The following is an 11,033-nucleotide window of genomic DNA, read 5'->3' on the forward strand; positions in this document are numbered from 1 at the left end:
GGTCGTACTCCTTCGTCAGAGATGTGGTGCCTGCGGGGTGTTCGGACGATCCGGTCAGGACGTTACCAAAACCGGATTCGCTGTGAGTGTGCGGGGCTCAGAGCGCGGCGGCGGCTGCGCCGAAGAGATCGACCGCCGTCTTGCCGTTGGCGGGCGTGCCGATGGCCTGGAAGTTCCAGATTCCGTTCACGCGGGACAGCTTCGCCATGACCATGGCGGTGTGGCGTCCCGATTCGGTCAGCTTGTACTGGGCCACCTCGGGCCGTCCGGCCACGGAGTCGTCCACGACGCGGCAGAAGGCGTTCGCCACGAGGTCGAACGTCTGCTGGGTGTAGCTCGTGATGACGAAGACGATGTGCGTGATGGCGGGGGAGATGGCGCTGAGATCGACGGAGATCACTTCGTCGTCGCCGTCGCCCGCTCCGGTGAGGTTGTCACCGGCGTGCCTGACGGAGCCGTCCTTGCTGGACAGCTGGTTGAAGAACACCGTGTCGAGTGCCTGCTTGTTCGCGTCGAACAGGATGGCCGACGCATCGAGATCCACCTCGGTGGTCTTCTTGCCGCCGAACAGTCCGCGCTTGGCCGGGGCGGCAGAGTCCCAGCCGAGACCCATGCGGACCCGCGTCAGCGATTCGCCGTTCTGCTTCGTCAGCGAGAGTGACTGACCCTTTTGCAGGCTCAAACCCATGATGTGCTCCTGTTCGTTGAGGGGTGATTCGTGTGTGGGAAGAGGTGGGTGGTCAGGTCCGGGAGCTGCGGGCTTCGGGCGGGCATGACGGAGGACGCGGCAAGGGCGCCCGACGGCGGGGCGGACCGCCTGAACGTTGTGAGGACCACGCTTGACCTGACTCCTGGAACGACATGAACCCAACCCCTGCGCGGGCAGAGGCGATGACCGGGAGCGATCGAATGGAAACCCCCAGCTTCCAAGGGCCGCACGACGACAGTCTCTGACAACGGTGTCTCAATCGACGGATCGACCCCAGACGAGTCTGCTGCATCCACTGATAAATGCCAAGCCACCACCACGATCGTCCGCTGCCGCATCATCTGCAGCGTTTCCCGGTACCCGTCCGGACCATGTCCAGGCCGCGGAGTCGGTTGTCCACATACGGGCTTTTCCATGACGGGTTTCCTGCCGATGTGGTATGGCGCCCTGTATTCTTCGATGACGTGTCTCAGCACGGTGGCCGTCTGCTCACCCGACGTCACCGCCACTTCCGGGGGTTCCCATCCGTTTCTTCTCGTCTCCACCTGTCCAGAAATCGTCCTCATCCGTCCAGGATTCCTTCGCGCGTCCGACGGCGCGATGGTCCGCGCAGATCCTCGCCGGGGCGGCCGCCGTCGCCCTCCTCGCCGGCTGCTCCAGTGCCACCGCCCTGGACACGGCTCCGACGGCTGCCGCGCCGACGACCGAACGCACGGCGACGGCGTCCGCGACGCCGTCATCCGACCCGACGCCGTCGTCCACTCCGAGCCCGACGTCGCCGCCCACTCCCAGCCCGACGCCGTCGGATGTTGCCCCGCTCGACCCGGACACCGCACCCGACCCGGACGGCACGCCCCGCGCGCCGTCGAAGCAGCCTGCCTTCGACGCCACGGCGCTCGCCGTGCTGGAGACGCTGCCCGTCAAGGGCCGCGCACCGAAGACCGGATACGACCGCGAGGAGTTCGGCCAGGCCTGGGCCGACGTCGACCGCAACGGCTGCGACACCCGCAACGACATGCTGAACCGGGACCTGACGGAGATCGTCCACGTCAACTCCGTGCCCTGCAAGGTGCAGTCCGGCCTCCTGGACGACCCCTACACCGGCACGGAGATCCCCTTCCTGCGGGGCCAGTCGACCAGCAGTGACGTGCAGATCGACCACGTCGTCGCCCTCTCGGATGCGTGGCAGAAGGGTGCCCAGCAGCTGACCGCCGACCAGCGCGTCGCGCTGGCGAACGACCCGCTGAACCTGCAGGCCACGGACGGTCTCACCAATCAGCAGAAGAGCGACGGCGACGCCGCCACCTGGGTGCCGCCGAACAAGGGCTACCGGTGTGAATACGTGGCCCGGCAGATCTCGGTGAAGGCGACCTACACCCTCTGGGTCACTCAGGCCGAGCACGACGCCATGGCAACCGTCCTCGCCGACTGCGACGGCATCCTCGCGCCGACCAACCAGGTGGCGCCGTCGGTCGCAGCACCGGCGGCACCGGTCGAGACACCGACACCCGCGCCGGTCGAGCCCGTCGTGCCTGAGCCGGCGCCCGTGGTTCCTGAGCCGGTGGCCCCGGCCCCCGCGCCCGTGGCTCCCGCTCCGGTCGCGCCTGCGCCCGTCGCTCCGGCCCCGGTGGCTCCCGCTCCCGGTGTCTACTACGAGAACTGCGATGCCGTCCGCGCGGCAGGAGCCGCTCCGATCGCAGCGGGGTCGCCCGGCTTCCAGCCGAAGTTCGACCGCGACAAAGACGGAATCGGCTGCGACAGCTAGCGCGAGCATCACAGCAACGACGGCGGGGCAGTCACCTCAGGTGGCTGCCCCGCCGTCGTTCTTCAGGGGCGTGCTACATGCTCCACAGCTCCGCGTGGATGTCCGTCTCATCGGACCAGCGCCGGTGCAGGGCGAAGAGTTCGTCCACGATGTCCTGCGGCAGCGGCGCGATGTCCTGGCTGAAGGCGATCAGTTCGCGCAGGTTCTCCTCGCGACTGGCGGAGCCGACGGTGGAGACCACCTGCGGGGTGCTGTGCGCAAAACGGATGCAGAACTCGGCCCAGCTACTGATGCCCGAGCGCTCGAAGATGGGCGCCACCTCGACGGCACGCTCCTGCAGGTACGGCTTCCAGGCAGCACCGGGGACATCGCGCAGTGTGTGGACCGGGGCGCCGGCCACCGTGCGCATCGAGACGATGGCCTTGTCCTGTGCCAATAGTTCGTCCCACAGCTCGTTCGACGCGAAGCGCTGCAACGGGTTGAGGTAGAAGATGTAGCCGTCGATCAGCCCGTCCAGGTGCCCTGCCCGCAGCGCCTTGAGCGGCGCCTCCGACGTCCACGGGAAGATCTCGAGGACGAAGCGCCCCACGAGGCCCTCGTCCTTGATGCGCTGCAGGTCGGCGAGGGTGGGTCCACCCGACGGCATGTCGTCCGCAAATGCGCCCACGCCGGTGAGCTGCCCGATGTCGATCGAACTGATGCCCAGGGGCTCGATGTTCTCGGCGATGGTGGCGCGGACGTCGTCGGCCGTGCCGCCGCCCAGCTTCACGATCACCGTTGGGACCTTGCTGCGGTCCTCCTCGAAGGCCGCGCCGAGGACCTCGAGGGCGTGGTCGTACTGGCGGGACGTGTGGAGCCACAGGCCGGCGTCGATCGCCGTGCGGGCCATGTGTGCCTGCTGGTCGCGGGGGACGTCGTCGTGCCCGAGCCGCGTGGTGCCGTAGATGAACGGGGGGAGATCTGACAGGAGTTTCATTGCCTCAGGCTACCGGCAGGTCGTGTGCCCTCACGCTGCGGTGATCCTGCGGCTCGGTTTCACAGCCTGGAAACAGGTGTCCGACAGCACCCGCCTACATTGCCGCCCAAGAGTGGGAGCAGTCCACCAACCAGGACCACACCCACCACAGCCGCACAGCGGCAGAGCGAGGACCTCACATCATGGTCAACACCAAGAAGATCGCACTCGGCGCCAGCGCAACAGCTGTCGCCTTCGGCCTCAGCCTCGGCGCCAGCGGACTGGCGTCCGCGACGGAGACGACAACCCCCACCGCCACGTCCTCGGCCACTGCCGTGGACGCCACGGCACCCGATGGGGGACCCAGCGACGGCGGTCGGGGCGGGCACGGGCACGGGCACCGCGGTGGCCTCGACGCCGCCGACCTGGCCACCAAGCTCGGACTCGACGAGGCGACGGTCAGCGGCGCACTGGAGACGGCCCGCGACGCAGCACGGGACAGCGTCGGGACCACCGAGGGCGAAAGGCTGGATCATGCGGCGATGGAGAGCGCCGTCGTCGCCTCGCTCGCCGGCACTCTGGGAGTCGACGAGGCGACCGTCCAGGCCGCCGTCGATGAACTCGAAGCCGAGGAGCAGGCCGCCCGGTCCGCAGCTGTGCAGGAGAAGCTGGACGCAGCCGTTGCCGACGGATCCCTCACCCAGGCGGAAGCCGACGGTGCCGCCAAAGCCGTCGAGCTCGGCCTCCTCGGTGGTGGCCGCGGCTGACCGCTGACGCCGCACAGGGAGGCCCCGGACCAGCGATGGCGATCCGGGGCCTTTCCTATGTGTCCCGCACGAGTACCCAGGCCGCCGCGTCGGGCGGGAGGAGCCCCTCCGCGGTCAACGACGAGGAGGCCAGCACGACGTCGCCGTCCGGCAGGCGCGCGGGCGTATCGCCCATAGCGACGGCGACCAGGAACCGGTCCGACCGCTCGCAGACCAGCAGGCCGTGCTCGACGTGCCAGGTGCCGCCATCGCCGGGCGACAGGACCTCCTTCTCGGTCAGCCGCCTCCGCAGTGCGAGGGCGGTTCCGACGAGGTGCAGGGTCGACGCGTCGTCGGCCTCCTGGGCCTCGACGGAGTGCAGGCCCCACGCCTCCGGCGCCGGCAGCCACGGTTCCGCTGCACCTGCCAGGGAGAAGCCGAAGGTGTTCTCCAACGCGACCGTCCATGGCAGCGGTACCCGAGCGCCGTCGCGCGATACCCCGCCGCGCGTCCACATGGGATCCACCCGGGCCTCGAGCGGTACCTCGACCTCGGGCAGGGTGAGTTCCTGGCCCTGGTAGATGTACGCGCCGCCGGGCAGCCCGAGGATGGCGAGCAGGCCGGCCCGGGCGCGCAGGGTACCGCGGTCGCCACCGCCGAACCGTGTGGCGGACCGGACGATGTCGTGGTTCTCGAGCGCCCAGGTGGGCGGAGCCCCGTGCTCCCTGCGCGCCGCTTCGAGCTCGGTCCCGACGGCGACCCACGCTGTGGCGTCCCACCCCAGCTTCGCGAAGGAGAATGCGAAGGCCTGGTGCATCTCGTCGTGCCGGGTGTAGCGGGCGGCGCGGTGGGGGTCGAGGTTCACCTCGCCGACCAGCACACGCTCGGAGGAATAGGACGCGGCGAGGCGGCGCCACCGCCGGTACACCTCGTGCACCTCCTCTTGGTCGGAGACCTGGGGGTTCGAGCGCAGCCCGTCCACCACGGCGGGGCTACTGGCGCTGTCGGGCAGGCCCTCGGCCTTGAACAGCGCGTGCGCGACGTCGATACGCAGACCGTCGACGCCCCTGTCGAACCAGAACCGGAGCACGTCCTCGAAGTAGTCACCCACGGCGGGGTTGCGCCAGTTCCAGTCCGGCTGCTGCGGGGAGAAGAGGTGCAGGTACCACTGCTGGTTCGTGTCCGAGGCGGGGTCCACCCGGCTCCACGCAGGGCCGCCGAAGACGCTCTGCCAGTTGTTCGGGGGAGTGTCGCCGTCGGGCCCGTCCGCGAAGTGGAACAGGGCACGCTCGGGGGAGCCGGGGTCCGCCGCCACGGCGGCCCGGAACAGCGGATGCTCGGAGGAGCAGTGGTTGGGCACCACGTCGAGGAAGAGCCGGAGCCCGAGGGCATGCGCGGCGTCGAGCAGGGCGTCGAACTGCGCCATGGTCCCGAACAGGGGGTCCACCCCGCAGTAGTCGCTGACGTCGTAACCCTGATCCACCTGTGGGGAGGGCTGGAACGGGGTCAGCCAGATGCCGTCCACACCGAGGGACGCGATGTACGGCAGGCGGGTCAGCAGACCGGAGAGATCGCCCACGCCGTCGCCGTCGCCGTCCGCGAAGGAGCGCGGATAGACCTGGTAGACGACGGCGTCCTGCCACCAGCCCCGCGTGTGGGCGGGAGCGGGTCCGCTCATTTGGTGGCTCCGGAGGCAGGAAGACGGGACTCGACCCAGTCCCAGCGCAGCAGTTCCTGCTTCAGCCGGACGGACGGCCCGTGCACGTTTCGCTGCAGCGCGCAGTACAGGTCCGCTTCCGCAGCCGTGAGGTGGGAAAGGCCGGCGTGCGACGTTGTCGCCTCCGTCCTCCAGCGGAGCAGTGACCACCCAGTGTGGTTCTCGCGCAGGGACGCGACGGCGTAGAAATCCACTTCTTCCTTATATCGCGGCGGTGTCCGGATTGCCTTCCATGGTAGTGGCCAATGCCCGCGAAGCAGGCCAACGGTCGGCATGACGCCGCGCTGCCTGCAGTCGCCCGCGCAGCGACACCGCAGGTACGCAAGGGGCTGCGTTCTAGGAGCCGGGCGGGGTGGCGGAAGCAGGCGATCCTGCTCCATCGGTGAAGTGGGTGATGGGGGGTTCGTCGGTGACTGTGCCGATGAGCCGTTCAGCGACGACACGCAATTTCATGTTCCGGTGGTTCGAGGCGTCCTTGAGGATCCCGAACGCCTCGACCTGGGAGCAGCGGTTCTGCCCCATGATGATGCCGACGGCGAGATCGATGATGGTTCGTGAGGCCATCGCGGCCTGCAGATCCAGCGCCTGCTGTCGTCTGTCCTCTCCGTGCAGCATCACTTCCAAAGCGCTCCCGGCGTTCCGGGCGAAATCGTTCACGGTGTCCTGCACCTGGTGGTCGAAGAAACCGGGACAGTCCGCGTAGAGGCTCAGTGCCGCGGCCCCGTGCTCACCGATCCACAATCGCGTGCCGAGCACCGAACGGAACCCGAGATGCTGGACAGTGCCGAAGAAGCGGGGCCACCGGGCATCTGTCGCGGTGTCCTGAACATCCGCACTCTCGCCGGTGCGAAGTGCGTGCAGGCACGGGCCGTCGTCGGTGGCGTATTGCGCCTCGTCCATGAGGACCACCGCGGCACTGCTCGAAGCGACGGTGAGAGCCCCGCCATGCGCCGGCTGATAGGTGACCCCGCACTCCACGCGCACGGTGCTGCTGAAGGCCCGGGCGGCGAGATACGCCAGGTCCTGGATGAAGACCTCCGCACGGTCATCGGAGAGCATCAGCCCGTGCAGGGAATGCGTGATGTCCTTCAGCGAACCCAGGGGGTTGTCCATGCGTGCATCCTAGACGATGACAGTCATCCCCGGTCCGACGGATGTCCTACCGGGTGCGACGCGGAAGCAACAACTCGACGCCCCCGAGGTGTTGCCCTGGCTCAGGGGCTGATCTCGTCGCGGAAAGGAGCCCGTGGTCTTGGTGGGATGTCGTCGATGAGTTCGTTGACGGCGTGGGCGAGTTTGTCGCATTCCGTGGGGGGCAGGGCGATCATGCGGTTGAGGTAGGCGTCGATCTCGTATTCGTCGACGGTGCCGGTGATCGAGAAGTAGTGGAGCCACACCTGGGGCAGGGCCAGGTCGGCCTGCGTCATGGCCTCACCGATCCGGCGGCGCTGTTCGTCGTCGATGGCGGTCGAGGGTTCATTGAGGCTCATCGTGGCTCGGTGGATGATTCCGGACGCCCGTCGCGCAGGAGCACGGTGCTCGCGACGTCGTGCAGGGAGACGCCTTCGTTCCCGGCCCTGGTCAGGAGGTGGGCGAGGGCTTCGTCCTCGGAGATGTCGTACTGCTCCATGACGATGCCACGGGCGGTGGCTATCGTGTCCCGGGTCCGCAGGGTCTGCTTGAATCTCTCGCTGAGGCGTTGCGGGGTGTTGTTGTCCTGGATGTGTCCGAGGAGCACCGCGGCGGAGAGGGCGAGGTGAGCCAGGACGTGCTGGTCCTGGGCCGTGAAAGCGCCCGGGGTCGCGGCGTAGATCTTCATTGCGCCGAGCCGTCGCGGGCCCTCCTGGAGGGGGACGCTGAAGCAGGAACGGATCCCGGTGGCGTCGGATGCTGCTTGGCTCCAGCTGTGCCAGCGCTGATCGGATTCCGTGTCGGGGATGTACATGGGCTTGCCCTCGGACCATGCGCTCAGGCATGGTCCGTCGCCGAGGTCGTACTGCAGCTCATCGGCCCGTCGTACCAGCCGATCAGTTGCTCCGACGCTGGTCGGGTGGTTGTTCGTGATGAGGCTCACGCCGGCGCCGACCGCGTGGGGGATGGCTTCCTTGGCAACCGCGGCCAGGGCAGAGACGGCCTGCTGCGCGGTCTGCTCGGTGAGCAGGAGTCCATCGGCGCGGCCGATGATGGGGGCGATCTCGTTCGCGGGTAAGGGGTCGTTCACTGTACAGCCTTCATGAGTCGTGGAACAGATTACTGAGTTCTGTCGTATCAGGAACGGGGGAACAACTCCAGCGAGGCGTTGCCCGTTGCCAGATCCTCCTCGAACCGGTCGCACTGCAACTCCGACGTCTTGCCTGGGCTGCCGATGCCGGTGACATCCCTACGGGACCTGGGTTCACCGATCCACGGTCGGCGAGGGCGGGGATCCGCCCAACGAAGAATAGCGGCCGGACCGGTAGGCAGATTCGATGATCGGTTCGATTTCGTCGAACACGGTCCGATTGCCGGGGAGAACCACGTGGGCCAGGAATTCTGATTCCAGAGTGGCTATACCTGCCGCGGCGGCTCCGAGTTTGGCATCGATTGCCAGAGTGAGGGCATACCACACCCTGCGGGTAGCACGCTCGAAGTCTTTCGCCTTCGCTCCGCGAGCAGCGCCCAGAGCCGTGTCGCCTGCAGAAGGGCCGGTCCCGTCCGCTTCAGGCAATGAGACGAGCAGTCGGAATTGTCGCCCGTCGGCCCGGAAGGCGATTGCGCTCCGGCTACCGTCATGACTGAAGCAGACATCTGTTGCACCGTAGTCCATCAGGGCCCGTTCGATGTGCTCCCGGGAGGCTTCGCTGCTCAAGGAAGCACCGCGGGTGTAATGACTTGTCATGGCCTAACTATGTACCTTGTGACAACTTCTTCGCCGCTCCGGCGCTGCCCGTCGTGCACTCGGGGCGTGACTTCCCGGTGCAGGGAGATGCGTTCTGAGCGCGAAGTCGGGTAGCGGCCGGGTAGTGGGGTCACCGTCGTGGTCTGGAAGCATGGGAGGGGCGCCAAGGTCTCTGCTGCCTTGTGGCCTCGAGAGCGAGGTGCGGGTCTTCGGTGATTCGGCCCTCATCAGCTCGAGGATCGCAGGGCGTGCGGACCGATCGTGGGATGAAGCAGACCAGGAGCGGTGGGGGGTGGAACCAGTGACAGGGCATGGTTCCGGAGCCTCTGTGGTCGACGCGGATGGTGCATCCGTGCCGCCTCTTCGGATCAACGCCCTGGTCGGGGCGTTCAGCGCGATGGCCGACGACATCGACGTGGATGCTGTCCTGGAACAGGTCACCTCGGCGGCCTGCGAAGTGGTCGATGCGCGGTACGGGGCGCTGGGCGTGATCGGTCCGGACCAGTTGCTCAGCACGTTCATCACCGTCGCCCTCGAGAGAGGGGAGTCCTCGGACAGCACGCTACTGCCCCGGGGCGGCGGGGCGCCGGGCCTGCTGGGCGCTGGGCAGCAGGCCGTGTCCCCCAGTGAGCGCGCGGCGGAGTTCTCTGCCCAGCATCCGGGTGGGAGCTCGTACCTCGGTGTGCCGATCCGGGTCCGAGATCGGGTCTTCGGGAACCTGTACCTCACCGAGAAGTACGGAGGAGGTCATTTCACCGACACCGATGAGCAACTTCTCGTCGCGCTCGCGGCAGCGGCAGCCGTCGCGATCTCGAACTCCCACCTGTTCGACGACTCGACCCGCCGTACGCGGTGGCTCGAGGGCGGCCTCGACACGGTCCACGAGATCCTCGAGCAGACCAACCCGGTCCGTAGCACGGCCGAGGCCCTGGTGCACCACGGCGTGCGGGCATCGCAGAGCGACCTCACCATCGTTCTCCGCGAGATCGGCAAGGGGCGGGGGCTTGTGTGCGAGGCAGCCGACGGTCCGGATGCCGGGTCCTTCCTCGGAGCATCGTGGAAGTTTCCCTCGATGCTGGAGAACCTGACCGCGATCGAGCCTCCGCTGCTCCTCACACCATCGGATCTGGACCGCCTGCTGCCCGGGTCCTCGCCTGCTATCCCCTCCGTGGCACTGTGTGTGCGACTCGCCGGGCAGGGCGATCGGCAGTACATCCTTTTCGTTCGCCGGGAAGAATCCCCGTTCATCGACGTCGACCATGAGATGGTCCGGACGTTCACCTCGCATGTGTCGTTGGCCCTGGAACTGCTGCGGGCCCATCGGCAACGGGAACAGGACGCCGTGTTCGGGGATCGGGACCGGATAGCCCGAGATCTCCACGATCTGGTCATCCAACGCCTGTTCGCGGCGGGCCTGAGCATCCAAAGCCTGCGCAGACACCTCGTGGACAGTGAAGCCCTTGCCCGTGTTGCCCTGGTGACGGCGGAACTGGATGCGACGATCAGGGAACTGCGGGACACCATCTACTCGCTGCGATTGGTCCCCCAGATCACACCGACCTTCAGCGCCGGCATCTTCGCCCTTGTAGCCGCCACATCCGAAGCCTACGCACGGCAGCCCGTGCTGCACCTCTCCGGGCCCCTTGACGCGTCCATGGACCCGGCGTTGGCCGTTCACGTGCGGGCCGTCCTCAAGGAAGGCATGTCCGCCGCACTCCGACACGATTCACCGCGGGCCCTCTCGATCACGCTGCAGGCGCTTCCGGATCGCTTCGAGATGGGAATCACCGACGACGGCTCAGGGTCTGCCGATGATTCCTTCGGCCGCGGCCTGACGGAGATGCGACGCCATGCGGAGCTCTGCGATGGAACGCTGTCGATCTCGACCACCCCCGACGACGGAACGCGGGTCCTGCTCACTGCGCCCCTGACCGCTCAGGTGAGGTGAGGGCCGACGAACCGAGACCATGAAGGCAGCCGCGCCTCGGGACAAGCCGAACCTGAGGACGCGTACGGCAGGAACCGGCGACCCCACCGGTGTGTCACCCCGGACGCCGATCGGGTCATCCTGCGCTTCGGGGGCTCTTCCGGCCGGGGAGTTCGCCGCTGCTGACGAGGTGCTCGGCGACGCCCCGAAGCTTCATGTGGGTGCGCTGGCTGGCCATGGACAGCACGATGAACGCCTCCTCGCCGGTGATCTTGTGGCGTTCCATGAGGATGCCCTTGGCCTGGCCGATGACATCCCGGGAGTCCACCGCCTCCT

13 protein-coding genes are annotated in these 11,033 nt (G+C 67.7%); 3 read left to right on the plus strand and 10 right to left on the minus strand.

What is annotated here, in order from left to right:
* Window positions 1-97: 97 nt before the first annotated feature.
* Complete coding sequence (locus tag C4K88_RS16540) at window positions 98-688, minus strand: TerD family protein (protein ID WP_104122752.1); 591 nt, start codon at window positions 686-688, stop codon at window positions 98-100.
* Between the two features lie 510 nt (window positions 689-1,198).
* Complete coding sequence (locus tag C4K88_RS17825) at window positions 1,199-1,600, minus strand: hypothetical protein (protein ID WP_104122753.1); 402 nt, start codon at window positions 1,598-1,600, stop codon at window positions 1,199-1,201.
* A 10-nt stretch (window positions 1,601-1,610) separates the two neighbouring features.
* On the opposite strand from C4K88_RS17825, the gene C4K88_RS17560 reads away from it, so the two are divergent.
* The gene (locus C4K88_RS17560) at window positions 1,611-2,474 is read left to right on the plus strand and encodes a GmrSD restriction endonuclease domain-containing protein (protein ID WP_241522026.1); all 864 of its coding nucleotides are present in this window, start codon (window positions 1,611-1,613) and stop codon (window positions 2,472-2,474) included.
* Window positions 2,475-2,547: 73 nt separating this feature from the next.
* Here the strand turns inward: C4K88_RS17560 and C4K88_RS16555 are convergent, their stop codons facing one another.
* Window positions 2,548-3,450 carry an aldo/keto reductase gene (locus C4K88_RS16555; protein ID WP_104122754.1) on the minus strand — a complete coding sequence of 301 codons (903 nt, stop codon included), beginning with the start codon at window positions 3,448-3,450 and terminating at the stop codon, window positions 2,548-2,550.
* A 182-nt stretch (window positions 3,451-3,632) separates the two neighbouring features.
* On the opposite strand from C4K88_RS16555, the gene C4K88_RS16560 reads away from it, so the two are divergent.
* On the plus strand, window positions 3,633-4,196 hold the full coding sequence (locus C4K88_RS16560) for a hypothetical protein (protein ID WP_104122755.1): 564 nt from the start codon (window positions 3,633-3,635) through the stop codon (window positions 4,194-4,196).
* A gap of 55 nt (window positions 4,197-4,251) precedes the next feature.
* On the opposite strand, the gene C4K88_RS16565 is transcribed toward C4K88_RS16560, so the two are convergent.
* The 6 genes from C4K88_RS16565 to C4K88_RS16590 all read right to left on the minus strand — a co-directional run bounded on the left by C4K88_RS16565 (window position 4,252) and on the right by C4K88_RS16590 (window position 8,770).
* Complete coding sequence (locus tag C4K88_RS16565; RefSeq protein ID WP_104122756.1) at window positions 4,252-5,853, minus strand: alpha-amylase family glycosyl hydrolase; 1,602 nt, start codon at window positions 5,851-5,853, stop codon at window positions 4,252-4,254.
* Entirely contained in the window at window positions 5,850-6,086 is a 237-nt protein-coding gene (locus C4K88_RS17500; protein ID WP_104122757.1) for a Wadjet anti-phage system protein JetD domain-containing protein, read from the minus strand. Before C4K88_RS17500 ends, C4K88_RS16565 begins: the two co-directional genes overlap by 4 nt.
* A gap of 142 nt (window positions 6,087-6,228) precedes the next feature.
* A complete protein-coding gene (locus C4K88_RS16575; RefSeq protein ID WP_104122758.1) occupies window positions 6,229-7,005 on the minus strand; it encodes a GAF and ANTAR domain-containing protein in 777 nt (258 codons plus the stop codon).
* Between the two features lie 101 nt (window positions 7,006-7,106).
* Window positions 7,107-7,382, minus strand: a complete 276-nt coding sequence (locus C4K88_RS16580) for a hypothetical protein (protein WP_104122759.1) — start codon at window positions 7,380-7,382, stop codon at window positions 7,107-7,109.
* Complete coding sequence (locus C4K88_RS16585; protein WP_167399080.1) at window positions 7,379-8,113, minus strand: GAF and ANTAR domain-containing protein; 735 nt, start codon at window positions 8,111-8,113, stop codon at window positions 7,379-7,381. The genes C4K88_RS16580 and C4K88_RS16585 overlap by 4 nt, the downstream gene beginning before the upstream one ends.
* A 174-nt stretch (window positions 8,114-8,287) precedes the next feature.
* A complete protein-coding gene (locus tag C4K88_RS16590; RefSeq protein WP_104122761.1) occupies window positions 8,288-8,770 on the minus strand; it encodes a hypothetical protein in 483 nt (160 codons plus the stop codon).
* A 352-nt stretch (window positions 8,771-9,122) separates the two neighbouring features.
* Here C4K88_RS16590 and C4K88_RS16595 point away from each other — a divergent pair, with 352 nt between their 5' ends.
* Window positions 9,123-10,718, plus strand: coding sequence for a GAF domain-containing sensor histidine kinase (locus C4K88_RS16595; RefSeq protein WP_167399081.1), 1,596 nt, complete (start codon window positions 9,123-9,125; stop codon window positions 10,716-10,718).
* 115 nt (window positions 10,719-10,833) lie between these two features.
* On the opposite strand, the gene C4K88_RS16600 is transcribed toward C4K88_RS16595, so the two are convergent.
* Window positions 10,834-11,033 (minus strand): ANTAR domain-containing protein (locus C4K88_RS16600; protein WP_146065732.1); only part of this gene is annotated, 200 nt, incomplete at its 5' end.

This window comes from Arthrobacter pityocampae, from assembly GCF_002927275.1.
Classification (GTDB): Bacteria; Actinomycetota; Actinomycetes; order Actinomycetales; family Micrococcaceae; genus Arthrobacter_D; species Arthrobacter_D pityocampae.

Excerpts from the sequence above, each read along its gene's own strand:
- C4K88_RS16540 (WP_104122752.1), bottom strand. The coding sequence starts at position 688 with ATGGGTTTGAGCCTGCAAAAGGGTCAGTCACTCTCGCTGACGAAGCAG.
- C4K88_RS16555 (WP_104122754.1), bottom strand. The coding sequence starts at position 3,450 with ATGAAACTCCTGTCAGATCTCCCCCCGTTCATCTACGGCACCACGCGG.
- C4K88_RS16560 (WP_104122755.1), top strand. The coding sequence starts at position 3,633 with ATGGTCAACACCAAGAAGATCGCACTCGGCGCCAGCGCAACAGCTGTC.
- C4K88_RS16565 (WP_104122756.1), bottom strand. The coding sequence starts at position 5,853 with ATGAGCGGACCCGCTCCCGCCCACACGCGGGGCTGGTGGCAGGACGCC.
- C4K88_RS16575 (WP_104122758.1), bottom strand. The coding sequence starts at position 7,005 with ATGGACAACCCCCTGGGTTCGCTGAAGGACATCACGCATTCCCTGCAC.
- C4K88_RS16580 (WP_104122759.1), bottom strand. The coding sequence starts at position 7,382 with ATGAGCCTCAATGAACCCTCGACCGCCATCGACGACGAACAGCGCCGC.
- C4K88_RS16590 (WP_104122761.1), bottom strand. The coding sequence starts at position 8,770 with ATGACAAGTCATTACACCCGCGGTGCTTCCTTGAGCAGCGAAGCCTCC.